The organism is Clostridium sp. CTA-1, assembly GCF_054768215.1.
In genome coordinates this window covers 240,847-265,779 of record NZ_BAAAAP010000002.1, presented here as the reverse complement: position 1 = coordinate 265,779, position 24,933 = coordinate 240,847, and the positions used below count along the sequence as shown (strand labels likewise).

Annotated in this window: 22 protein-coding genes; 2 read left to right on the top strand and 20 right to left on the bottom strand. The window is 27.7% G+C overall.

Annotated features, from left to right (window positions below; genetic code table 11):
• Window positions 1-1,226: 1,226 nt before the first annotated feature.
• From ACYUEW_RS02785 to queD, 8 genes are all read right to left on the bottom strand, one after another.
• A complete protein-coding gene (locus tag ACYUEW_RS02785; RefSeq protein ID WP_043031612.1) occupies window positions 1,227-2,348 on the bottom strand; it encodes a DegT/DnrJ/EryC1/StrS family aminotransferase in 1,122 nt (373 codons plus the stop codon).
• A 144-nt stretch (window positions 2,349-2,492) separates the two neighbouring features.
• A complete protein-coding gene (locus tag ACYUEW_RS02780) occupies window positions 2,493-3,668 on the bottom strand; it encodes a DegT/DnrJ/EryC1/StrS family aminotransferase (RefSeq protein WP_460276195.1) in 1,176 nt (391 codons plus the stop codon).
• 54 nt (window positions 3,669-3,722) lie between these two features.
• Window positions 3,723-5,012 carry a MerR family transcriptional regulator gene (locus tag ACYUEW_RS02775; protein WP_043031610.1) on the bottom strand — a complete coding sequence of 430 codons (1,290 nt, stop codon included), beginning with the start codon at window positions 5,010-5,012 and terminating at the stop codon, window positions 3,723-3,725.
• 284 nt (window positions 5,013-5,296) lie between these two features.
• Window positions 5,297-5,737: a heat shock protein Hsp18 gene (gene hsp18 / locus ACYUEW_RS02770; RefSeq protein WP_460276194.1), complete on the bottom strand. Its 441-nt coding sequence runs from the start codon at window positions 5,735-5,737 to the stop codon at window positions 5,297-5,299.
• Window positions 5,738-5,985: 248 nt separating this feature from the next.
• Window positions 5,986-6,441, bottom strand: coding sequence for a 2-amino-4-hydroxy-6-hydroxymethyldihydropteridine diphosphokinase (gene folK, locus ACYUEW_RS02765; protein WP_460276193.1), 456 nt, complete (start codon window positions 6,439-6,441; stop codon window positions 5,986-5,988).
• An 89-nt stretch (window positions 6,442-6,530) separates the two neighbouring features.
• Window positions 6,531-6,782: a dihydroxyacetone kinase gene (locus ACYUEW_RS02760; RefSeq protein WP_043031604.1), complete on the bottom strand. Its 252-nt coding sequence runs from the start codon at window positions 6,780-6,782 to the stop codon at window positions 6,531-6,533.
• 160 nt (window positions 6,783-6,942) lie between these two features.
• On the bottom strand, window positions 6,943-8,130 hold the full coding sequence (gene folP, locus ACYUEW_RS02755; RefSeq protein ID WP_460276192.1) for a dihydropteroate synthase: 1,188 nt from the start codon (window positions 8,128-8,130) through the stop codon (window positions 6,943-6,945).
• Window positions 8,131-8,371: 241 nt separating this feature from the next.
• On the bottom strand, window positions 8,372-8,728 hold the full coding sequence (gene queD / locus ACYUEW_RS02750) for a 6-carboxytetrahydropterin synthase QueD (RefSeq protein ID WP_257411760.1): 357 nt from the start codon (window positions 8,726-8,728) through the stop codon (window positions 8,372-8,374).
• A 625-nt stretch (window positions 8,729-9,353) separates the two neighbouring features.
• Here queD and ACYUEW_RS02745 point away from each other — a divergent pair.
• Entirely contained in the window at window positions 9,354-10,217 is an 864-nt protein-coding gene (locus tag ACYUEW_RS02745) for a CPBP family intramembrane glutamic endopeptidase (protein ID WP_460276191.1), read from the top strand.
• Between the two features lie 50 nt (window positions 10,218-10,267).
• On the opposite strand, the gene ACYUEW_RS02740 is transcribed toward ACYUEW_RS02745, so the two are convergent.
• From ACYUEW_RS02740 to ACYUEW_RS02690, 11 genes are all read right to left on the bottom strand, one after another.
• A complete protein-coding gene (locus ACYUEW_RS02740; RefSeq protein WP_460276190.1) occupies window positions 10,268-11,620 on the bottom strand; it encodes a polysaccharide deacetylase family protein in 1,353 nt (450 codons plus the stop codon).
• Between the two features lie 543 nt (window positions 11,621-12,163).
• The gene (locus ACYUEW_RS02735) at window positions 12,164-12,412 is read right to left on the bottom strand and encodes a spore coat protein (RefSeq protein ID WP_043031602.1); all 249 of its coding nucleotides are present in this window, start codon (window positions 12,410-12,412) and stop codon (window positions 12,164-12,166) included.
• Between the two features lie 17 nt (window positions 12,413-12,429).
• Window positions 12,430-12,612, bottom strand: coding sequence for a hypothetical protein (locus ACYUEW_RS02730; protein WP_003489003.1), 183 nt, complete (start codon window positions 12,610-12,612; stop codon window positions 12,430-12,432).
• A 133-nt stretch (window positions 12,613-12,745) separates the two neighbouring features.
• The gene (locus ACYUEW_RS02725; protein WP_080333491.1) at window positions 12,746-13,024 is read right to left on the bottom strand and encodes a DUF4491 family protein; all 279 of its coding nucleotides are present in this window, start codon (window positions 13,022-13,024) and stop codon (window positions 12,746-12,748) included.
• Between the two features lie 210 nt (window positions 13,025-13,234).
• Window positions 13,235-14,020 carry an AIR synthase related protein gene (locus tag ACYUEW_RS02720; protein ID WP_043031597.1) on the bottom strand — a complete coding sequence of 262 codons (786 nt, stop codon included), beginning with the start codon at window positions 14,018-14,020 and terminating at the stop codon, window positions 13,235-13,237.
• Between the two features lie 25 nt (window positions 14,021-14,045).
• On the bottom strand, window positions 14,046-14,792 hold the full coding sequence (cobS, locus tag ACYUEW_RS02715; RefSeq protein WP_045517127.1) for an adenosylcobinamide-GDP ribazoletransferase: 747 nt from the start codon (window positions 14,790-14,792) through the stop codon (window positions 14,046-14,048).
• A 220-nt stretch (window positions 14,793-15,012) separates the two neighbouring features.
• Window positions 15,013-16,569, bottom strand: coding sequence for a VanW family protein (locus tag ACYUEW_RS02710; protein ID WP_043031593.1), 1,557 nt, complete (start codon window positions 16,567-16,569; stop codon window positions 15,013-15,015).
• Between the two features lie 272 nt (window positions 16,570-16,841).
• Entirely contained in the window at window positions 16,842-17,456 is a 615-nt protein-coding gene (gene cobC, locus ACYUEW_RS02705; RefSeq protein WP_460276189.1) for an alpha-ribazole phosphatase, read from the bottom strand.
• Between the two features lie 494 nt (window positions 17,457-17,950).
• Window positions 17,951-19,474 carry a nucleoside recognition domain-containing protein gene (locus ACYUEW_RS02700; protein WP_003488990.1) on the bottom strand — a complete coding sequence of 508 codons (1,524 nt, stop codon included), beginning with the start codon at window positions 19,472-19,474 and terminating at the stop codon, window positions 17,951-17,953.
• Window position 19,475: 1 nt separating this feature from the next.
• Complete coding sequence (locus ACYUEW_RS02695) at window positions 19,476-20,252, bottom strand: FeoB small GTPase domain-containing protein (RefSeq protein WP_042386290.1); 777 nt, start codon at window positions 20,250-20,252, stop codon at window positions 19,476-19,478.
• A gap of 31 nt (window positions 20,253-20,283) precedes the next feature.
• Window positions 20,284-20,520 carry a FeoA family protein gene (locus ACYUEW_RS02690; protein WP_003488986.1) on the bottom strand — a complete coding sequence of 79 codons (237 nt, stop codon included), beginning with the start codon at window positions 20,518-20,520 and terminating at the stop codon, window positions 20,284-20,286.
• A gap of 221 nt (window positions 20,521-20,741) precedes the next feature.
• Here ACYUEW_RS02690 and ACYUEW_RS02685 point away from each other — a divergent pair, with 221 nt between their 5' ends.
• On the top strand, window positions 20,742-23,219 hold the full coding sequence (locus ACYUEW_RS02685) for an ABC transporter substrate-binding protein (RefSeq protein ID WP_460276188.1): 2,478 nt from the start codon (window positions 20,742-20,744) through the stop codon (window positions 23,217-23,219).
• 352 nt (window positions 23,220-23,571) lie between these two features.
• On the opposite strand, the gene brnQ is transcribed toward ACYUEW_RS02685, so the two are convergent.
• Window positions 23,572-24,885, bottom strand: coding sequence for a branched-chain amino acid transport system II carrier protein (gene brnQ, locus ACYUEW_RS02680; protein ID WP_460276187.1), 1,314 nt, complete (start codon window positions 24,883-24,885; stop codon window positions 23,572-23,574).
• Window positions 24,886-24,933 lie beyond the last annotated feature (48 nt).

Below are 24,933 nucleotides of genomic sequence, written 5' to 3'. Positions count from 1 at the left end.
CTGTTGTCTGGAATCATACTCGTCATTCCAGGGGGCTCTTGAAAATGTATCTATAAATAAATCTACACATTCTTCCAAATATTCTTCTGATAACTTAATTACTTTTAGTTCCATTGTACACCTCCACTTTTCTTTCAAATTACTATTTATCTGCTCATTATATAAATAATCTTTACTTCACAGTTAATTACTATTGTGATTTAACTAATAGTAATTATATCATATTTATGCACCAACCAATGGTTGTTTTGGTAGTAAATATAAAATGTTTTTACTTCTTAACACCGTATTATTCAATTTTCAAAGAACATTATTCGTATCTACATTTTCAAAAGTTACGCCGCCTTTATTTCAGACTGCGACATAAAAACACCCCAAAATTCAATCCGTGAATAATGTGGTGTTTTAAAATTATTCTTTTATATTTTGTACGCTACTTTCAAAGAGTATCATATTAAATATAACCCGTTCCCTACCACACGTGAGTGGTATTCTTAATATATTAGCATCTATAAAATTTTAGATATATTCCAATATCTGACTGTATATATTCATCACTGTTATTACCAGAGAATACATGATTTTAAGAATTTATCTTTTTCTTTAAATTTGTAGGTTTTTTCTCAGTTCGAAATTACTACAACACCCTTTAAAGATATTAAGAGAACTATACTAACTTCAGCCTATTAAAAGGGGGATATGTGTCGTAAAAGGCATTTAAACAAAATTAGAGATTCTTATTTATTTTTGCAAAATATATGTATGTTCCAGATTGTTGTTTGAGAGTTCAGCGAGTTACAATTTGGAACCATATATTTTAAGAAAAAGCAAATTAGAATCTCTTATTGAAGTGAGTTGCTGATCTCGCCACATATCCTTTTTTAAAACAAAGGCATTATATACTTTAAATAGTAATTTTCTTATTTTCTCTACTATCTATTCTAAAATTACTATAACAGCCTCTAAAGTTATTAAAACAAGAAATACTTTTAGAGAAAATAGATATCTGTAAAAATAATAAGAATACTTTATTTGTGAACTAATATTTAAGCGTGAAGTAAACAGGACGTTTACTTAGCTCTGTTGTCACAGGACGTGGCATTAGAGCATTAGCTTAAATATTAGGGCACAAATATTAGTATTCTTTATTTTTATAGCTATCTATTGAACAAAAGTATTTCTTGTTTTAATTTTCAACCTTTAAAAGCTGCTTAGTCGCAATTTCCTTATTTTCTGTAGAATTTCTTTATTGTTTCACAAACAAAATCTACTTCTTCTTCTTTTAATTCTGGATATATTGGTAATGCTAATATTTCTTTTGATACTTTTTCTGCTACTGGGAAGTCTCCTTCTTTATGTCCTAAGTAACTGAAACATTTTTGCATGTGTAATGGTATTGGATAGTAAATACTATTTCCTATTTCATTTTCTTTTAAGTAAGCTACCAGTTCATCTCTTCTTTCAGCACGTATATTGAATACATAATATACTGGTTTTTGATCTCCTTTTATTTTAGGGAACCTTACATATTCACAATCCTGTAATTTTTCCATATACATATTAGCTATTTCTTCTCTCTTTTTAATAGCATCATTTATATATTTTAATTTTACTGAAAGTACAGCAGCTTGCATACTATCTAATCTTGAATTATATCCTATATAATCATAGTGATATTTTTTAGATGCTCCATGTACTCTAAACATTCTAGTTCTTTCTGCTAATTCATCACTATTAGTAACTATCATACCTCCGTCACCATATCCACCTAATGTTTTAGTTGGGAAGAATGAAAATATACCCATATCTCCTATAGTTCCTGAATGTCTATAGCTGTCTCCATCACCTTTCCATCTCATTCCAAAGGCTTCTGCTGCGTCTTCTAAAACTCTTAAATCATTTTTATTTGCTATTTCCATTATTTTATCCATGTTATTCATTTGTGAAAATAAATGAATTGGAAGTATTCCCTTTGTTTTAGAATTTACTTTTGATTCTATTTGATTTAAATCCATTTCAAAAGTTTCTTCGTCTATATCTACAAATACAGGTGTAGCTCTATGTTTAGCTATACAAGATGTAGATGCTAAGAATGTAAATGGTGAAGTTATAACTTCAGCTCCATTTTCAAAACCTAAAATATGAGAGGCAATTACTAAAGCATCTGTACCTGATGCTACGCCTATAGCATGTTTTGCTCCTGTATATTCTTTTATAGCTTCTTCAAAGTTTTTAACTTGTGGTCCAAGTATAAAACTTCCACTTTCTACTACATCAAATATAGCTTTATCAAATTCAGCTTTTTTTTCTAAATATTCTCTTTTAGATGTATAAAAGTTAACCTTCACTTATATCACTCTTTCTTTTTTATTTTTATTTAATAATCAAAATTTTTCTATTTCAGCTTTGCTTACTTCATTACATTAAATTATAAGTAAATATTTCTACTTACTTATAATTTAATAAATATTTTAACTACAATGAGCTATTAATTATTTCATTACTTTTTCTACTGCAGCTACAAGTTCTTTAGCTACATATTCTGCATCTTCTAAAGATAATGTAGAATATACTGGTAAAGAAATCTCATTAGCATATTGTGCATATGCATTTGGATAGTCTTCTATATTGTATCCTAAATTTTTATATAATGTAAACATTGGTAGTGGTTTAAAATGTACATTTGTTGCTATATCTTTTTCAGCTAATATTTTTATTACTTCATTTCTTTCAGCTTCTTTAAATCCTTTTATTCTTAGTGGATATATATGATATGAAGTTTCTTTAGTTTCATCTTTTTTAAATGGTATTATAGCCCACTCTTTTTCAGCTAACACTTTTGTATAAGTATCAAATATAGCTTCTCTTTTTCTTAGCATTTCTTCGTATCTTGTAAGCTGAACTAAACCTATAGCTGATCCCATATCTGTCATATTGCATTTATGTCCATCTGTTACTATATCATATTCCCAAGCTCCAGCTTTCATCTTTGATAGAGCATCCTTTGATTGACCATGTAAAGATTGTAATTTAAAATCTTTGTGTAAATCTTCTCTTCCTTTAAAACTATTATCTCCAAAAGTTATTGCTCCACCTTCTGCTGTTGTAAGGTTTTTTACTGCATGAAATGAGAATACATGGAAATCTACTTGACCTCCAACTTTTTTACCCTTATAGATAGCACCTAAAGAATGTGCTGAATCTGATACTAAGATTATATCTTCACGACCTTTAGCTTTTAAAACTTCTTTAATAGCATCATAATCTACAGGCACTCCTGCAAAATCTACTGTATATATAGCTTTAGTTTTTGGTGTTATTGCATCTGCTAATTTTTCTATATCTATTAAAAAACTATCTTTTGCTACATCTACAAATTTTGGTTTTACACCTCTATGCAAACATACACTTGCTGTAGCTGTATAAGTATAAGGAGTAGTTATCACTTCATCTCCTTTTTTTATATCAAACTCTTTTAATACAAGTTCTAATCCTGCTGAGGCACTAGATACTGCTACAGCTTTATTTGTATGACAATACTCTGCTAAATTATTTTCAAATTGTTGTGTTTTAGGACCTGAAGTTATCCAACCAGATTTTAACACCTCTACTACTGCATCTATTTCTCTTTCTGTAATATCTGGTGGTGAAAATGGTATCTTTTTCATTATAATCCTTCCCTTCATTTAACAATTAATTTTTTATTTTAAAATAATTTTTATTTATTTATTACCTTTAAAATATCCTGTATCCTTTGTTATATAAATATTTTCTTTTTCCTTTATATTATCCTCTAAATAATCATAAATCTTTTTTAAATCCTTTGAAGATAAATTCACTTTATTGTTTCCTGGCATAGAAAATATATAGTCTAATATATATACAGGATCTGTCACCTTTAAATTATCTTTATATCTTTTCAATTCTACCATATTAAAATATTCTGATACAATTTTTAATCCATTTTCTAATTGAAAACTATCTGTAATCTCCCAGCTCTCACTGGTTAAACTATATATATCAAATGTAGAAATTATTTCTCTTATTTCTTTCATGTGATTTTTACCAACAGTGGAGGCAAATAAAATACCCTCACTTTTTAATACCCTATTTATTTCTTTTAAAGCTTTATTTATATTGGGTACATGATAAAGCATATGATTTGCTATAACTACATCGAAACTTTCCTCTTCAAAAGGAATATTTTCTGCATTTACAATTTTAAAATTAAATCTACTTCTTTTTTCTCCTAAATTTTTTTTAGCGTCCTTTAGCATACCATCTGAAAAATCTGTTAATGTTATTTCCCAATTTGAGGGGATATGATTAAAATTTTTATTCCAAAGACTAGCATCACCACAACCTAGCTCTAATATTTTTATATTAGGCTGCTTTAAGTCTAAGTTACTTAATTCTGATATATTCTCATTACTTATTTTTTTATTATAATTTTTATAGTTTGAACTCATCATACTTAATTCCTGCTTTAATTCTTTAAAAAACCATGGCATCCAACCTTCTTTATTTGTACTAAAAAGCTCATGAATAGCTATTCTTGCCCTTAAGTTTGATGCATTTTCATATTGCTGAGTCCAATTTTTATCAGAATTTATGGCACTTATTATATTTATAAACTTATCCCAATCCATTTCTTTATTAAAATCTATGGTATCTGCCGCTTCATCTATAGCTTTTATAATAGATTGTATATGCTTTATTTTTTTCTTCATTATTTCCTTTTGAATTTCTAAAGACTTTTTAAAATCTTTATGATTCAAATCATACTTCATTATATTAGCTATATCCTCTAGGGAAAGCCCTATAAATTTAAGAGTTAATATCTTTTGTAGTTTACCAAAATCCTCTTTACTGTACAATCTATGACCTAATTCATTATGGCTACTGGGAACTAATAACCCTATTTTGTCATAATATCTTAAAGTCCTTATGGTTACTCCAGCTTTTTTAGCAAATTCTCCTGTGGTAAATAATTTTTTTGAGGTATCTTTCATATTAATCACCTCTGCAATAATATATCATGTGTAGGAATTATTATTAATAATTTTTATTACTAACTTTAATTAATATTCATTAAGATAAAATTAAAAATATTTTAATTAACCGATATAATTATTTTTATGAACTATTTCAGAATCTAAAAAACTCTACAGTTCATTTAACTGTGCAAAATTATGTAATAAATTAGTGTAGGATATATATCCTACACTAATTTATAATATTATATTAACACATGACGTAAGGTAATGAGCAATAGTTATTTTTAAAATCTACATTTTTAATGTATCTCAATCTTTTTTCTTTTGTTGTTATCTTGATTTGTTTTAGCAATAGTAATCTTTAAAACCCCATTATTAAATGAAGCATCTATTTTATTTTCATCAGCATTATCCATATAGAAATTTCTCTTAAATTCACCATAATGTCTTTCACGCCTAACATAGTTTTGTTTTTTATCTTCTACTGATTCTTGTCTTTTTGCATTGATTACTAAATAATTGTTATGAAAATCTATAGATATATCCTCTTTTTTTGTTCCTGGAAGATCCGCTTCTATTAAATAGTTTTCATCTGTCTCCTTTAAATCCACATTAAAGTTTTTATGAATATTACTCATTTCTGTAAAGTAATCATCATTAAAAAAATTTTTTACAAATGGTGAAGAAAAATCATCGTGTCTAGCTAAATCATCTTCTCTAAAAGGAATCAGTTCAAACATTATTAAATTCCTCCTTTGTTTAATTTAGGTGTTTTGTTCCTTTTATCCGATGACTACCCGCTCTAATACTCCCATCTTCTTCAAAGTGGGAGTAAAGAGCGGCTATGTCCCTGGATAACGATTTCTAAGCTTTAGTGGGAGTAAAAGCTCCCTCTGAAGCCAAGAACTCTGTTTATATTAAACATTAATATAGTATCAGGCTATATAATTATTATTAGAGGAATATAATAAAAATAAACTAGAAATATTTACTTCAGCCTATCATACAATTCTCTTACTGATTTTTTTAAAACCGGATGTATAAAATTTTCATCTATATCGCACAAAGGTTTTAGTACAAATTCTCTATTTTCCATATCTTTATGAGGAATAATTAAATTATTTTTATTTATTATCAAATCATCATAAAAAATAATATCTAAATCTATAGTTCTAGGTCCCCATCTTCTTTCTCTTACCCTATCTAGCTGTCTTTCTATATCTAAAAGTACTTCTATTAAATTTTCTGGAGTTAAATTAGTTTCTATTTTTACTACTCCATTTAAAAAACTATCTTGATCTAATACTCCATAGGGTTCTGTTTCATATATAGGAGATACTTTAATTATTTTTATTTCTCTTTCCTCTATTTTTTCTAAGGCCCTTTTTATGTAATTTTCTTTTTCACCTATATTACTTCCAAAGGCCACGTAAACTGTATGCATATATTATCACTTCCTTAAGGATTTTCTATATATGTTTATATTTTATTTATAATACTCTCATCTTTTTAATAAACAGAAATTTATATTTATTAACCGTGATACCCATTGGATTGCCTTTCCATATTTTCTACAACAATATCATGAATATCACCTAATGAAGCACAATATTCAAGCACTTTCCATGGGGTATTTGTATGAAAATGAATTTTAATCAATTCCTCATCACCAACCGCAAGTAAGCAGTCGCCTTCAATGTTTTTTGTAATATACTCATTTATTTTATCTTCTGAAAGATTTTCTCCTTCAATTAATAACTGGGTATCAAATCTGTATTCAAGCATAGTTATTCTCCTTTTCCGTTTTACAAATTCTAATTTTTTCTTTTATTATATAAATTTATCTTACAGACCTAAAAATCAGAAGATACAATTTAAATTATAATTTAATTTTCATTATATTTTTTAGATTTTAATATATATATATATATATCTTTAAAATAATTTATATTTTTCTTACAGCTTCTAGCATTCTTATGGCTCTTATATTTTCTTTAATATCGTGTACTCTTACTATTTCAATTCCCGCATCTACAGCTAAACAAGATAAAGCTATGGTTCCTTCTAATCTTTCTTCTGTAGGTAAGTCTCCTAAAACTTTTCCTATGGTAGCTTTTCTTGAGGCTGCTAAAAGTACTGGAAGATTAAAGCTTTTCAATTCTTCTATTCTGTTCATTATTTTTAGATTATGCTCTACAGTTTTTCCAAAACCTATGCCTGGATCTAATATTATTTTATCCTCTGTTATGCCATGAGATTTGCAGTACTCTATTCTCTCATTAAAATAAAGATGAATTTCTTTCATTAAATTTTCATAGACTGGATCTATTTGCATATCCTTTGGTTTCCCTTTTATATGCATAAGTATTACAGGTACATCGTATTCTTTAACTACTTTCACCATATTTTCATCATACTTCATAGCACTTATATCATTTACTATATCCGCCCCTGCCTCTATTGCAGCTTTTGCAGTATTAGCTCTATAAGTATCTATAGAAATTATAGCATCCTTAAATTTATTCTTTATTTCTCTTATAACAGGAACTACTCTTTTTATTTCTTCCTCTTCATTTACAGGATCAGAGCCTGGTCTTGTGGATTCTCCACCTATATCTAAAATTTCTGCCCCTTCTTTTAACATCTTTTCTGCAGTTTTTAAAGCTTCTTCTATAGATTTTTTTCTAGAACCTTCATAAAAAGAATCTGGAGTACAGTTTATAATTCCCATAACCTTTAAATTTTCATAATTTATTTCTCTTCCATCCTTTAAAATTGTTCTAACAACTCCATTATTTTTAATATAGTTTTCTAACTCCACTGCTATTTCTTGTATTCTAAAAAAAGTCATATATTTAAGTTTTGCTAATAATTTTTTGTATTGTCTATCTGTTCCTAATAAAATTATATCTGAAGTTTCCACTTTGCAATTTACACAATATTTATTTATAGCACAATCTCCACCTAAAGCCATTAGTTCCTGTTTTATTATATTGGCTGCAGGAGCTAATACATTAAAAATTTTTAAAGGAGTAATGCTATTTTTATTCATAAATATATTTATACTACCTTCATGTACTTCTATTTTACTAAGCTCTTCTGAGAAACTATTTTTATTTAATTCTATAATCATTTTTAATCCCTCTTTTTTATAATAAAAATATTATATTTAATTTAAAGTATGTTATATAAAAACGCCTTACAATTGGTAAAATATTAAAGTAAACAATATTAAGTTTGTATATGCTTACCAATTCTATTTACCTTATTATATAATCTTATTAAAGGCAAATAATTTTTTTAATATATTATTTATCTTTCATAGCTAATCTTGTTTATTGCATACACAATATAATTATTTTATAAATTCTTTATTACTCTCCGCTATAAACCACTCCGCTAGTTTCTGTTTCCCAAACTTCTATTTCATATAAGCTGCAATTATCTCTTTTTAATTTTGTATAAAGTTTATCCCATATCCATACTGCTATATTTTCTGCTGTTGGTTGCTTTATTATTTCGTTTATATAAGCATGATCTAATATATCCAATACATTTTCTTTTACTATAGCTTTAAGCTCTGTAAAATCTATTACCATATCTTCCTTATCTGGTTCTCCTGAAATCTTTATTACTAGACCATATGTATGTCCATGAAGTCTTTCACATTTTCCATGGTAATGTATTAAATTGTGTGCTGCATCAAATTTAAATTTTTTAATAAGTATCATAGTATAACTCCCTCTCCTCTATATAAATACATTCGATATATACTAGTATATCAAAAAGTATAATATATTAATAAAACAACATTATATATAATTATATTTGTCCTTTTAAGGAATTACAAATTTTTTTAAAATCATAAAAAATTAATAAAGTGAATAGCTTTATGATTCTATGAAATAGATATATTTAATAATATTTCGATGTAAAAAATATTATAGTGCTAAAAAAAATTGTAATATTATTACTATATTTATAAATTTGCAAATTAAAATTTAAGGGAATGTAAAAATAAAAGTAGGAATCACAAGATGCATGCAGATGTAAGATTTTTGCCCAAGCACAACCGATTTTAAAGTGATTACGGTACAATATACTTGGACTTACATATTGGAAATGCTATCTTGCAGAAAACAATGCCAACTCAATACCACATATTGGAAATCATCTAGGAATATGCTATACTTTATACATTAATCAATATGCTGGAGGCTAAGACAACTATATTTACTTCAGAGGTGAGAATAAAATATGTAACATGAAAATGCCAATACTAAAAAAAGAAGCATTATGGAAGTTACAATATTTTTACTTATTACTTTTGGTATGTCTATATTTTTTGGAGTTGTTATGTATTTAAATATATATAACAATGCATTAATAATCGCATTATTCATGATGTTAGTACCTGCAACAGGTGTTGCTTTTGCAAAAGAGCTAAAAAACAAAAATAAAAATCCAACTCATGTTTTGCATTATTTATTAATAGGCAACTTTGGCTTATCTCTATGTATGATGATTTTAAGAATATTAGGAATAATTAGTGATGATGCGATAAATGCATTAATGTGTATTTTAACTCCCTTTATCAGCATTATCGTTTTAATTTATGTATGGTGCGAATGCCCTAAATTAGATCCTCTTGCTAATGTTAAAAAAGTAGTGGCTCCTATTTTAATGTTTTTATTTATTAGTGTTATAGGTTTAATTATAATGTCAAAAGGAATGGATATAGACTATGCTGATCTAATTATGAGTATTCTTTTAATTCCTCCTAATCTTGTTTACCAAGGTATATTATTTTTTGGTGAAGAATATGGTTGGAGAGAATTTTTACAACCATTATTACAAAAAAAATTGGGGAAACGAATGGGTGTTATTTTATTGGGTATTATTTGGCAATCATGGCATATACCATTTTATTTCCCTGACATCAATTGGAACATAAAAATGTTATTATTAAGATTCTGTTATGTGATAGCTCTCTCTATTTTTATAGGTTATATATATATGAGATCACACAATGTATGGATGTGTGCATTAGTTCATCTTATTAACAATGCCATTTTCGGATACCTTTCAAATAGTAATAGTTCTGATATTTGTTTAATAGGTATTTTAGCTCTATCCTTTATTTTATCATTATTTATTTTTTCCAAAGAATATGATAAAAATCAAAACTGCTTTAATAATGAAGTGAACCCTCCATGTTAGATAAAAAGTTCTAACATGAAGGGTTCATTTTTATGAAGATAAAGTATACTCTAAAATTCTGTTATTTTCTTAAACTCATAATTATTTTTTTCAAAGGCTTTTATTATCTTTTTTAAAGGTGAATCGTCCTCATAAGTATATTCTACTGATCCATCCTTATTATTTTTAAATTTTATAAAGCTGGATTCTATGCTAGGATGATAGAAAAAACTACCTAATGTACCTTCATCTAAGTTATTAATCTTTTCTATAACTTTATCTGCATGTTTTACACCATCAACATAATCTAATGGTGTTGGTATATAAGTAACAGTTCTACCCTGTGATTTTCTTTTAGCTATGTTACCCATAGATGCAAATTTAGGTGGATCATACATATAATTAAAATATTGCTCTATTATCTTAGCTTCTTCATTTGTGGCTGAATAATGAGCACTTTCAAAAAATCCTACAGGTATATCTAGAACTTTTGCACATTGAATAGCTTTTTGAACTCTTTCTCTTATAATAGATTCATCGTTATTTCTTGTTTCATCAAATTCTATACCATCTATACTTACTTCCGTCCCTGATTGATGAGTGTATCCATGAAGTCCTATAATGCCTCCTCTATCGATAAAATAATCTAAAGTATATACAAAGTTAGCATTATGTATATTAAAATCTCTAGATGCATCATCATCTATATTATTTTTAGGATCTAAATATCTTGGAACCCATGCTACATGAAAAGGTATTTTTTTAGAATATAGATAATCTGATATTACTCTTAATTTTTCTAATGCCTCTGGAGTTTTATATCTTTGATTAGATGTTATATCCTCAATTCTTACAAAAGCTGGCTTTCTTTTAGAATCCTGATTTTTATTATTCTCTATTTTTTCTTGTTCTTTATTTTTATATAAACTTATTATTTTTTCACTTTCATTCCAATTTGCTTTTAATCCCATTATTTTATTAAAATCAAAGAAAGACATATACATTATATCTTCTTTTAAAATTGTATCTTTTCTAAGCTTATATTTTTCTCCTGAAATATTAGCTAAGTTTTTGTCTATATCTATCTTTTTATCACCATTTTCTACATGAGCCTTTCCCTGTTTTATTGTATAATTCACGTTAATTTTATCTAAAACATTATTAACTGGAACATAGTATCTGTTTTTATCCATATATATTGGTAATTTTAAATTTAATATTTCACCCTTATATTTTAGCTTAATATCCGTCTTGCTTAGGTTTAGCCCTGAAAACTTAGAATATTTTTCTTCTTTTATCTTTTGTTCATCTTTTCTACTGTTTTGTGTAACCTGTGCTTTATTATTTTTACATCCTATTAAAAAATTAGTATACCCTATTAAAACACAAAATAAAACAAGTATTGAAATTTTAATTTTTTTCATATCGCATTCTCCTTAAGATGTTATAAAGTAAAACATAAAAATTATAATATACACTCATTAGTTTTAGATTATGTGATCTTTATACAGAACTTAATTCTATATAACAAATTAGCCTTAATATATCTTCCCCTTTAAAAAAATAATATATTATATTTTTAAATTTTTCCATAATTTTATTTTATAATAAAACACTTAATGTTTTTAGTTACAAATTGTTTACAAGTTTAATTAATAATTGAAATTGCAAAAAACACTATCAAAATTTTTTAATAATGCTAAAAATGGCATTATTTATTTTGATAGTGTTTTTCTAATCTTTTGGCAAAGAAATAAGCATCCCTATTACCTTCGCCTATACTTTCTTAATTCTATCGCACAGAAGTAAGCATCCCTACTACCTTCGCCTATACTTTTTTAATTCTATCGCAAAGAAGCAAGCATCCCTGCTACCTTCGCTTATATTTTATAAGCCATTTATTTGGTCTATTAGTTTTAACCAAATTTTATAAATCATTATTTATCTTATTAATTTAAACTATAATTTTATGAACCACTTACTTGGCTTTTAACTGTTTGAATTTGTTGTTGTGAAGCTTGTGCTGCTGGTTTGTAGAAACCTTTTTGTTTTGCTACATTATAAAAATCATATTGACTTGTTTCACAACTATTTCTCATTTGTTGAATCTCTTGTCTTAATTGTTGATTATCTGTTTCAGAAATTGTAGTAGAATATCCTGTTAAACTAGCCTTTAACATTGATAGCGTATCATTCATCATATCTTTATCTTGCATGATTATACCTCCTTAAACTATCCTAAAAAAGACATTAATTTTTGTTTTGTATTTTGAGCATCCTGTGCTGATTTTTGGAACATTTGTTTTATTTGTTGATCCTGTGCTTGCTGAGCATACGCGTTTAATTTGTTACATGCAGTTTCATGACTACCTATTAAATGTCTTAAATTTTGAAGTTCTAATTCAGTTAATTGCATTTTAAAACAACTCCTTTTCAAATATTACAGTAGTAGTTTTAACTTTTTAAAAATATATATTCTAAAAATATGATGTATATAATTTCACTTTCATCCATATAAAACCAATTTCAAAATATTTTTCTTTTAAAATTTATTTTTCTTTTTTAGGGAACCATCCTTTTTTTACTCTTTCCTTTTGTTGAAACAACTCTAATATTCCCCATAAAAAAGTAAGTCCTCCTATACCTAAACCACCTGACAAATAAACATTATCTATAGTTAATGACAAAACTATAAGTCCTATGCCTAATATTAAAAAACCTGGCCAAATCTTAATTCCAAAGTGATACTCTCCTTTTATTACAATAACATGTCCTATCCCAGTAAAAAATAACATAAATAACCCCATAATTATTCCTGTAAAATTCATAATATTATCTCTCCTTTATATATAATACATAGCATTTTACCTTATTTTCATATATTTATAAACAATGCTATGAAATTTCTATACACTTTAAAATCATAAACAAAGTGTATTAAAATAGATTTAATTTTAATATAGCAAAATAAAAAATACAAGTGATAAGCATATGAATAAGCTTTAGTAATTCTTAATATGACGGAATTAAAAATAAATCTATCTCTCTAATTTTCCTATTATATTTACATTATTTATTTTTGATCTTATGTTTTCACATTCTTCTTTATGTATTGCTGCTATTACCGTAGTTGCTGGACCATTAGATTTTTTAATATCTATAGGTATATTTTCTTCTAATTTTAGTTTTAAATTATTATTTTTAGCTAGAACCTCTCCTTCATACAATATTCCTTTAGATCCCACTGGCACAATTTCATGTACTTTAGGGTTTTCTAGTAATATCTTTATATCCACATAATCAACTATTTCCTTATCATCATAAATATTAATCTCTTTTCCTAACTTAGGTATTCCCACAGATATTAGCAAAACATCATCCTCATCAAACTTATTATGTTTTTCATTATTGTCTCCAAAGTTATTCACACTGTTAACTTTTATTACAGAATTATCCACTATACCTAAAACAGTTATCCCCACACCTGTGGAAAAAGTTGTAAAATTTTCCTCAGTACTCCCTGTTAAAACCACTTCATCAATGCCAGCTCTTTTTAACTCACCTTTTATCCCATCTATTATTTCCTTTCCTGTAGGATTCATTTCACAACATACCGCATTAGTAACTGTTACAATTTCTGCTCCTGTACACATAACCTCTAAAATACCTACCCTAATAGCGAACTTGCCTGTATAAAAAGCTGGTATTTTTAATATATCATTCTTTTTAGGACCAATACTTCCTGAACTATCACAGGCCACAACTAAAGTTTTATCCTGAGTCAAGGAAATTAATGTTAAATCTCTTACCTTTTTTATCTCCATAAGACCAATCTCCTCTCACATAAATTTACATCATTAATAAAATTAATAAATAGGTTATTTCACCTAGTTCATTGCAAGCCCCTAAGGTATCCCCTGTAAGTCCATTTATTTTATTTAAACATAATAAGTATAATAAATAAGTTATTAACAACACTCCTATAAAGGGAATTATTGTAGCTTTTAATCCTAAAAAATATGTACTTATTATTAATACTATGATAGTAATAGAAAATATTATGGGTTTGCACATATTTCCTATAAATATATTCCCTGAACCATTTTTTTTCGCTGTCCTTTTAGATAAACATAAAAATAAAATGCTAACTCTTCCTATGATGGGGGCTAACAGTATAGCTATACTGTATCCCTTTAAAACTAAAGAATATAGGAGTTGGTATTTTAATAATAAATCAATTATCAATGCTATGGTTCCATAGGATCCTATTCTACTGTCTTTCATAATTTCTATTATTCTTTCTTTATCTCTTAAAGAAAAAAAACCATCACAGGTATCTGCTAATCCATCCATATGAAGTCCACCAGTAATCATAGCTGTAAATAAAAGCAATAACACTATTATTACATTAGGTGGTAAAAAATTTTTGAGGCCTAAATATATTAAAAACTCCATTCCACCTATAATAGAAGCTACTACAGGAAGAAAAAAAGCTCCTCTTCTAAAATTCACCTTTTCACACTGTAAGTTCTTATTTATAGGTATACGAGTAAAAAACTGAATCATTAATAAAAAATCATTTAACACATTTTCCATACTTTCACCTCTCTTATATTTATTATTAATTACTTGAATTTCGTACAAACAAAAATTTATGAGAGACACCCTTTCTATGTTCTATTTCATCACTTAACATATTATGGAAAGGGTGTCTCTTTTTCTATTTTTTGTTCAAAAATATCCTACAGTAATTTTACACTAACAGCATATAGCTATTCTCACTACATACTTATCTATTTATAGACTTTTTATTGTGTTATTTTTTTGTATCTTCTTTAGGAGTTTCTTGTGTAGGTTTATCTTTATCTTTTTCTTTATCCTTCTCTTTGTCATTAGTTTCATTTGGTTTAGCTTTAGGATCATCTTTTTTCGGTTCTTCTGGTTTAGGAGTTGGTTTAGGATCATCTTTTTTCGGTTCCGCTGGTTTAGAAGCTGGTTTTTTAGGTCCTACTTTTGCTAATCCTTCTATTGGTCTATAAAAATCATCAGAAACAAGTTCCTTACCTACTACTTTGCCGTTTTCTAAGATATTTTTATAAACTCTTACTTTATATCCTGTGTATGCATTTTGTACAATCTCTTGTTTTCCTTCTGGAAGATTAGGATCATCTTCAGTTTTCATATTAGCATTTATAGTATTGTAAACTTCATTCCAAATAGAATAAGTTCTTTTCTTCAATTCTGAATTAGAATATAAATTAAATATTATGCTGCTTCCATCAGCAATTCCTTCAATATAAATAGGATATGAAAAAGTATTTTTAAATTTATAATCTATATTTCCCCAATCTACAGTAGCATCCATTCCAAGTGGTACATAACTTGATGGCATCGTATGGTGCATTCTTTCCGTAGCATTTATGTTGCCTAATAAAATAGTATTATATAATGTTGATGATACCTGACAAATTCCTCCACCTAATCCTGACTCCACTTGATTTCCTACTATAACTGGCCCAGATTGATACCCTCTTTGCTCTGTTCTTTCTCCTACTACTTGATTAAAACTAAAGGTTTCTCCCGGCATTAATACAGTACCATTTATACTCTTAGTACATACTTCAATATTGTTAGCTCTCTCTTGTGAAGATATTCCCCCATACTCTGTATGAAATGTAGATATTAAAGTATTTATAGATGAAATTTTATCTGTAGTTACCTTAGGTTTAACTTCTTCTATAGGAGCTTGGACTACAACGTCTTTACTAGCGTCCCCATTCATACTATTGTTTATGTCTTTTTGAAGTTTATCACTATCTAATTTTTTTCCAGCCCTATGTTTAACCAAGCTAACTTTTCCAGCTGTACTGCTTACAGCTGCATTAATTGGATCTTTGTTAACCTCCTTGGCTATACCATCTATAAACTTTTTCACCACTTCTTTATCATAAGAAAGTCCTGCACTAATGCATTTATCATCTGGATGTACTATGATTTTATACTGACTAAGAATATTTAGGTTTTTTCCATAGTTAAAAGCTTTATCCAATGCTTTGTCCAAATTGTACTTCACATTTAACTTAGAAAATTCAAATGGATAGCTCTTGCCTTCTGCCTTTACTACTAATTTTTTAGAAGGTAGTTTGTCTACATACTGCTCTTTTAAAAGCTTTTTAGCTTCTTCTAATGTTTTTCCTGATACATTCACATTTTCAATTCTGGTTCCGGGATAAAATAAAGTGCTATATTTTTTTACAGACCTTTGCATATAGCTTGTACATATAGCTATAACTCCTAATAAGATGACACCTGTTATAATTACACTAATTATAATTTTCCTTTTGTCAAATTTTTTACTACTTTTTTCTACCATAAGCATCACCTCTTCAACTTACATTTATTAATTACCTAGATTTCTTATAAACAGAGTTCTTGGCTTCAGATGGAGTTTTTACTCCCACTAAAGCTTAGAAATCGTTATCCAGGGACATAGCCGCTCTTTACTCCCACTTTGAAGAAGATAGGAGTATTAGAGCGGGTAGTCATCGGACAAACAAAAATTAAGAAAGATGGTATTCTCATAAATAATTTTACCTTTACTCAAAAGACCTGTAAAGAAGAAACTACTTTCACATAGTACTAATCTCAAATTAACTTTGTAGGTAATATGTAATCTATAAATAAGTTTTCATACTCATATTTAATTAATGTTATATCTCCATTTCTTGAAGCAAAATTCCAGTAAAAATCCATATTATTTTGAAGTATATAACTATATATCATTCTTATTACTCCTCCATGGGTAACTATTAAATAGTTTTCATCCTCTTCTTTTCGTATATGTTCCATAAAGTTTTCTACTCTACTATAAAATTCCACTGCACTTTCACCCTTGGGAGGAGCAAAGTTTTTCCAATCCTTTTCCCATCTCTCTTGTTCTCTTGGATATAAAAAGCCTATCTCCTCATAGGATTTACCTTCAAAAATACCAAAGTCTAATTCATTTATTCTCTCTTCTTTATAAATAATATTTTTTTCTTTTTTATATAATTTGTTTCTCTCTAAAATTCTTTCTGCAGTTTCCTTAGTTCTTTTTCTATCACTTATATAAATTTTATTGAAATCTACATTCTTTAAAATTTCTCCTACTTTATAGCTTTGCTCTTCTCCCTTTTCATTTAATCCCACATCTAATTTACCATAAAAATTTTTTCTTTTGTTTTGCTCCGTTTCTCCATGTCTTACTAAATATATATTCATATTTCTCTCCTAATCTAGTTTTTTATATTTGCGCCTTTACAATTAAATCTATTTTAATTGTAACATTTTTCTAAGTATATCATAACCTATTAATATATAAATAAATGAATAATTGCTTTTATAAAAATAAAGGGGAGTAGCTCGTCAAAGCTTTAGGCTTTGTTCATCCAATCGACATGCTGGTTTTTATAACCCGGTTTGGTGCAAGAATGTTACAGAAATCTTGGAGCAAGACCTTTGTTTTAGCAACTTTTATTATTTGCTAAAACAAAGGTCTTATTTTTATATATAAATAAAACAAAAAAATTATAGAATGATTCTTAACTTAAATAGGAGTTTACTTAAAGACAAATCCTATACTAGTGCTAAATCTAAAAGAACTTATATAAAATAAATCCTTTAATAACTAAGCTGTTACTTACTAGTATAACTAATAAAAAGACTTATCTAAAGTAACTCCCATAAAAAATAAACTATATACTTACCTTTAAATCTTATACTATTAAATTGTAAATTTGAGTTGTGAAGAAGCATACTACTATAGCTATTACTGTAGGCATTATTACTGAAAATATAGTCCATTTTGTACTTCCTGTTTCTTTTTTTATAGTCCATATAGTGGTTCCACAAGGGAAATGTAGGAGGGAAAATAACATAGTATTTAATAAAGTTAAGTAAGTCCACCCATTTGAAATCAGTATGTTTCTTAGCTGCTCTAAACTTTCAAAATCTATCATAGCTCCCTTAGATAGATAGGACATTATTAGTATTGGTAGCACTATTTCATTAGCTGGGAGTCCTAATATAAAGGCTAAGAGTATAAATCCATCTAATCCAATAGCCTTACTAAAAGGATCTAAAGCATTAGCCACTTGAACCAATATAGTACTATCTCCTACAGTTATATTTCCTAATATATATATTATAGCTCCCGCTGGTGCTGCCACTACTACGGCCCTCATTAATACAAAAATAGTTCTATCTATGATTGATGTATATATTACCCTTCCTATTTGGGGCTTTCTATAGGGTGGTAATTCTAATGTGAAGGATGATGGAACTCCCTTTAGCAATGTTTTTGATAATATATAAGAAACCAATAAGGTTATTCCTACTCCTATAAGTACAAGAAGAACTATCATAAGAGTTGCTATAAAACTACTTCCTCCAGAACCTTCAAATTTTAATCCAACAAAAATCATAGAAAGTGCTATTAACGTAGGAAATCTACCATTACAAGGTACAAAGTTATTAGTTAAAATAGCTATTAATCTTTCCCTTGGTGATTCTATTATTCTACAAGCAATAACACCAGCTGCATTACAACCAAATCCCATGCACATGGTTAAAGCTTGTTTCCCATGGGCACAAGCCTTCTTAAAAGCATGATCTAAATTAAAAGCTATTCTTGGAAGGTAGCCTGCATCCTCTAATAGAGTAAATATAGGGAAAAAGATTGCCATAGGTGGTAACATTACAGATATAACCCAAGCTAAAGTTCTATATATTCCTAAAACTAAGATACCATGAAGCCATGAAGGTGCATTTACATAATTAAAAAATTCTGTAAGCTTATCTTCTATGAAAAAAAACATTTTAGCTAAAAGCTCTGAAGGCACATTAGCTCCTTCTATAGTTATCCATAAAACTCCCGCCAAAAGTAAAAGCATAATGGGGATTCCCGTAATTTTAGAAGTTACTATATCATCTATCTTTTGTTGGGCTAAAAGTTTTTCTCTATTCTTTTTAACAGAGTTACCTGCAATTTCTTCTGCCTTATTGTATATACTTTTTACTATTTCATCTCTTATTTTTTCATTATAATTTTCTCTAAAATTTTCTATATTCTTGAAAATCTTATTTAAATTTTTATCTTTAATACTATGTTCTACATCTATATTATTTTTAACCTTTGGCACTTTTAATTTATATTTTTTATAATCTTTACTGCTATAATGTTTTATGTTCACCCTAGTTTCAGTATTTTTTCTCCCCTCATCCTTATCTAATTTCTTCACCTTAATCCCCCTTTATTAAAGCACTTTTTATATCATAATTTAAATACTTACTTATAGAATTTAAAATAGACTCATCACCATCTAATAATCTTAAAGCTAACCACTGTAAGGATATTTCCCTGGGAAATACTTTTTCTAATAAGGAACTTATTTTTTTTATTTCACACTCTATTTCATTGCTATATTCTACTTTAACTGGATTAGTCCTTATATTTCCTAAAGCTAAGTTATAGACATTATCCTTTAATTCATATATTCCTTTATTGCTTCTTGCAACGGTTGGTACAACAGGTACCCCTAATTCACTTCTTAGTTTATTTACATCAATTTTAATTTCTTTCTTTTTGGCTTCATCCATTAAATTTAAGGAAACCACTACTTTAGGAGTAATTTCTAATATTTGAAGAAGCAAATTTAAATTTCTTTCTACGGAAGTAGCATCTACTACCACAACCACCACATCTGGTTTTCCAAAACAAATAAAATCCCTCGCTACCTGTTCCTCTACAGAACTGGCAAGCAGTGAATAGGTGCCAGGTAAATCAACTACTATAAAGTCTCTTTCCTTATGATTATATTTTCCCTGAGCATTGGTTACTGTCTTTCCTGGCCAATTTCCTGTATGTTGATGTAACCCTGTTAATGCATTAAAAACCGTACTTTTTCCTGTATTAGGATTACCTGCTAAAGCTACTATAATATCATTTTTATTATCTTTTTCCACATTAAAGAGATCTTTTAAAGCCTCTTTTTTACCTGAAGTATAGGTTAATCCCATAACCATCATCCTCTCTTTAGACTTTTAAAATTTAATTCATAGTAACTATTATTTTATCTCCCTCCTCTTTTCTAAGGGCTATACAGGTATCTCTTATTAAATAAGCTGTAGGATCTCCCCAAGGACTTCTTCTTAAAACATAAATTTCTGTATTGGGCACCATACCTAGATCTAGAATCCTTTGTTTTAATAATTCTTTTACTTTTAATTCTTTTACTTTGCAAGTTTTACCTACTGGTACCTCCGACAATTTATAGTTTTCTGCCACATTATCATCTCCTATATATAACTCTATGTATTTATGCTATGAAATTTGTAATATTATTGTTACTGAAAGTTAATATAGTAATTTTCTTTGCCAATGGTTTATGATACAATTTTTATTAAATGTTTTAAAAATTATATTTAAATGAATATTTTTCATGCTTTAACAAATTATTTAAATAGGTTAAAATGTAGTAGTAATTATTATTTTATAGGGGGATTAAAATGTTTAATTTAAAATTCAAAAAATCTTCCATAGATAAAAATATTAATAGCTTAAATGAAAAAAGTATAGAAAAGCCCTGTGATATTACAATCTATGAAGATAACTTAAAAGTTCTAACTAATAATCAAAAAAAAATAGTAGAAAAACTTGATAAAAAAATAATAGAAACAGATTCTGTTACGGAATTATTAATTAAAATAACAAAGGATATATCTAATTACGTAGAAATGGAAATGGATTCTATCTCCAAAGTTACAGGTGAGATAAGTAACTATTCTGCCATAGCAGAGGAGGTTTTTTCTAGCACAGAAAACTCAAAACAAATATCGGAAAATACTATGGAAGTTGCTAAGGAAGGTAACGGGGCTGCTTTAAATTCTATAGAGGCTATGAAAGAAATAGAAGGATCTATGTTATATTCCAAAACCGTAGTAAAGGATTTAAGTACTAAAGCTTTAGATATTAACAATATGCTAGATGTAATAAAAGACATAGCAAACAATACTAATTTATTATCTTTAAATGCCTCTATTGAAGCTGCAAGAGCCGGTGAAGCTGGTAAAGGCTTTGCAGTAGTTGCCCAGGAAGTAAAAAAACTAGCAGAAAGAAGTATGGATTCCGTTGATTTTATAGGAAATAATATAAAAGAAATAAATATTAGTATAGACAATGCTATAAAGGCTATAAATGAAACTATGAATAAAGTAAAAGAAGGTACTGAAATAGCTAATAAAACTATGGAAACCTTCAACAGCATAATATCTTCTATAAAAACTAGCACTAATGTATCTGAAGAAATTAATGATGCTATTACAAAACAAATAGGCCATTTAGAAAACGTTATAAGCTCTACTGAAGAGATGAATACTACTTCTGAAAAGTTAATGTTTATAGTGGAATTAGCTTCTTTAAATACTCAATATACCAAAACTTCTTTAAAGGATTTATCTGAGGTTTCACAAAACTTAAAATATATTAGTAATAATCTTTTAAATAAAATAGAAATTGATTCTAAAGAAAACAATATAATATTAAATACTTATATTGACAAGCCTCTATATTTAGATCCTGCCTTAAGTTATGACTTTAATAGTAGTTTTCTATTAAATAATATACATATAGGTCTTTTAACCATAAACTCCTATGGAGAAATATCCCCTGGAGTAGCTAAAAGTTGGTACTTAGAAAATGATAACCTTACTTGGGTCTTTAATCTTAAAAAAGGAATAAAATTTCATAATTGTAAAGAAGTTACCTCTGAAGATGTAAAATTTTCATTAGAAAGACTTTTAGATCCTAAACTTGACTCTCCTAATGATTGGCTACTAGAAATTATAGAAGGATCTGAAGATTTTAAAAAGGGCATGGTAAATCATGTTTCTGGTATTAAAATATTAGATAAATATAGAATTTCTTTAACTTTATCCTATTCCTATAGTGGATTTTTATTAAACCTTGGATTAGAACTTTGCGCCATAATAAATAAGGATTCTATAAATCATGGCAATGTAGTAGGATGTGGCCCTTATAAACTATCTGAATTTAATGATGAAGGATGCAAACTAAAGGCCTTCGAAGAATATTTTAATGGAGCTCCTTATATTGATATTATAAATATTAATTTTAAATCTGAATCTCCTATAGATGATTTCTTAAATAAGCATTTAGATGTATTAACTTTAAATGATGAAAAGGAATATACAGCTTTATGTTCTAATAAAAATATAAATCTTATAGAACAGGATCTACTAGCGACTTACTATGCTAGTTTTAATATGGAATCTAACTCCATATTTTCTAAGGATAAAAATATAAGATATGCTCTTAACTTAGCTATAGATAAGGATAGAATAATAAAGGGTTTATTAGGTGGATTAGGCGTTGAAGCAAAAGGACCTTTTCCTCCAAGCATAATACCCAATAATAAACTAAAAGGTTTTTCCTATAATAAATCTAAAGCCAAAGAAATTCTCTCTAGAAGTGATTTTAATAGGTCTCGAGATAAATTAAATATACTAGTGCGAAAAGAAAAGGATTCTTTATTTTCTAAAATAACAGAATATGTATTAGAGGATCTAGAAAGTATAGGCATAAACTGTGTTGTAAAAGAAGTAGATTCTTCTGAATACCTAAACTTAGATAATATTTTAAAATGTGATATGGCTATAAGCAGATGGTGCGCTGATTCTGGAGATCCTGATAATTTCTTAGAGCCATTATTTAATATAAACAATGTATCTAACATATCTAGATATGATAATAAAATAGTAAACGAAAAATTACAAATAGCTAAGAATTTAATAAATCCTGAGAAAAGGAAAAAATTATATGAAGAAATACAAGAAATTATAGTAGAGGATGTTCCCTGGATATTTTTATATCATCCTAAACTAGCTATAGCGGTACAAAATAATATACTCGGATTAAAGGCTAATCCTTTAGGACTTTTCAAATATGAGGATATAATAAAAAATTAAATATCAAATGGTTGTACTATCCTAAAATTGTACTTTTCATAATCTTTATACGAATTTAAATTGCATTCAAAACTATTTGCGTTAGCAAACAAATTTAATATATAAAGCCCCTAATTTCAGTTAGTTTTTATATAAACTTAATGTAATCAGTGGCTTTTATATATTTTTTTAGTTATACTCCTCTAATGAAGAAGATTTTTAAGATTACTCTATATGAAATTAATAATTAACTTAGTAGAATAATTATAATTAAAGATTTTGTGTAGAGAATCGAAACAAAATCATCCACATCTGTTCTCTGTACTCTATAATCTGTACTCTGAAAAGTGCGTCGCACTTTCCTTATATTATATTAACAATCCACTGCTTGTGGAATTTTTTCTTTTTTATTTCCAAAGGCTATTGTACCTATTATAAATGCTATAATTGCTGGAATTAGCCATGCGAACCCAACACCGGAAAGAGGTATAATTTCTAAAATACCTTTTATAAAAGCCACCTTCTCACCTGTTAATGTATTCATTGTATCTATTACACTTACTATTAATGTAATATAAACAGTAAATTTTACTACACTATCATTTTTAACAGCTTTACCTAATAAAGTTATTACTATTAATACAATTACTATTGGATATAAAATTTGTAATATTGGAACTGAGAATTTAATTATCTTATCAACCCCACCTATTCCTAATATCCCACTTACTAAACTTATAATAATTGCAAAAGCATTATAGGATACTTTCCCCTTAGTTAATTTACTAAGGTATTCTGCTCCTGTAGATAAAAGCCCAATAGCTGTAGTAAGACATGCAAGTCCAACAGCTATTCCTAATATAAATATTCCTGCATTTCCTAGATCTCTTTTAACTATTTCAATAACTAAAGCGGTTCTTCCTATTTCTCCAGAGATTATTTGTGAAGTTTGACTCCCTAGAATCATAAGTCCACCATAAACCAAACCCAATCCTACTATAGCAACCAAACCTGATTTTATAGTAACACTTATTACATCTTTTTCATCTGTATACCCCTTACTTCTTACAGATGCTAAAATTATTGATGCATATATTACTGACCCCATAGTATCCATTGTTTGATAGCCTTCAAGTAAAGATGTTGAAAATGCTCCTTTAAAATTAGTATTAACAACAGGCCCTAGTGGTAAAACTAATCCCTTTATTATTATAATTGCTAACATAACTAATAAACAGGGTGTTAAAACTTTACCTATACTGTCAACTATTCCTGATGGTCTTAATACAAAGGCCAAACAAATAGCAAAGTAAATTATAGCTGATACTAATGGACCTATAGATGGAAATAGTGGCTGTACTGTTAATTCATAAGTAGTAGCTGCTGTTCTTGGTATACAAAGCATAGGTCCTATAGCTAATATCAAAGCTGTTGTAGATATAACACTAAAGTGTTTTCCTACTCTTCCTGATATATCTGAAAATGTACCATTGATTTTAGCACAGGCTATTATAGCACTCAATGGTAAACCTACTCCAGTAATCAAAAAACCAATGATGGCTACAGGGGCCTTGTCCCCTACTAAATTTCCAATAAAAGGCGGAAATATTAAGTTTCCAGCCCCAAAAAACATTGCAAAAAGTGCAAAACCAATAACTATGAAATCCTTTGATGATTTTTTTTTCATTTTACCCCCTCAATCCTAATTCAATATGATTTTATTAATCACTATATT

Coding starts and splice junctions, on each gene's coding strand:
- cobS (WP_045517127.1), bottom strand. CDS start 14,792: ATGGAAAATGTGTTAAATGATTTTTTATTAATGATTCAGTTTTTTACT.
- ACYUEW_RS02775 (WP_043031610.1), bottom strand. CDS start 5,012: ATGAAAGATACCTCAAAAAAATTATTTACCACAGGAGAATTTGCTAAA.
- ACYUEW_RS02720 (WP_043031597.1), bottom strand. CDS start 14,020: ATGGAGATAAAAAAGGTAAGAGATTTAACATTAATTTCCTTGACTCAG.
- folP (WP_460276192.1), bottom strand. CDS start 8,130: ATGATTATAGAATTAAATAAAAATAGTTTCTCAGAAGAGCTTAGTAAA.
- ACYUEW_RS02730 (WP_003489003.1), bottom strand. CDS start 12,612: ATGCAATTAACTGAATTAGAACTTCAAAATTTAAGACATTTAATAGGT.
- ACYUEW_RS02695 (WP_042386290.1), bottom strand. CDS start 20,252: ATGGGATTAACCTATACTTCAGGTAAAAAAGAGGCTTTAAAAGATCTC.
- ACYUEW_RS02685 (WP_460276188.1), top strand. CDS start 20,742: ATGTTTAATTTAAAATTCAAAAAATCTTCCATAGATAAAAATATTAAT.
- ACYUEW_RS02740 (WP_460276190.1), bottom strand. CDS start 11,620: ATGAAAAAAATTAAAATTTCAATACTTGTTTTATTTTGTGTTTTAATA.
- hsp18 (WP_460276194.1), bottom strand. CDS start 5,737: ATGTTTGAACTGATTCCTTTTAGAGAAGATGATTTAGCTAGACACGAT.
- ACYUEW_RS02745 (WP_460276191.1), top strand. CDS start 9,354: ATGTATTTAAATATATATAACAATGCATTAATAATCGCATTATTCATG.
- ACYUEW_RS02725 (WP_080333491.1), bottom strand. CDS start 13,024: ATGAATTTTACAGGAATAATTATGGGGTTATTTATGTTATTTTTTACT.
- ACYUEW_RS02760 (WP_043031604.1), bottom strand. CDS start 6,782: ATGCTTGAATACAGATTTGATACCCAGTTATTAATTGAAGGAGAAAAT.
- ACYUEW_RS02735 (WP_043031602.1), bottom strand. CDS start 12,412: ATGCAAGATAAAGATATGATGAATGATACGCTATCAATGTTAAAGGCT.
- queD (WP_257411760.1), bottom strand. CDS start 8,728: ATGATACTTATTAAAAAATTTAAATTTGATGCAGCACACAATTTAATA.
- brnQ (WP_460276187.1), bottom strand. CDS start 24,885: ATGAAAAAAAAATCATCAAAGGATTTCATAGTTATTGGTTTTGCACTT.
- cobC (WP_460276189.1), bottom strand. CDS start 17,456: ATGAATATATATTTAGTAAGACATGGAGAAACGGAGCAAAACAAAAGA.
- folK (WP_460276193.1), bottom strand. CDS start 6,441: ATGCATACAGTTTACGTGGCCTTTGGAAGTAATATAGGTGAAAAAGAA.
- ACYUEW_RS02710 (WP_043031593.1), bottom strand. CDS start 16,569: ATGGTAGAAAAAAGTAGTAAAAAATTTGACAAAAGGAAAATTATAATT.
- ACYUEW_RS02780 (WP_460276195.1), bottom strand. CDS start 3,668: ATGAAAAAGATACCATTTTCACCACCAGATATTACAGAAAGAGAAATA.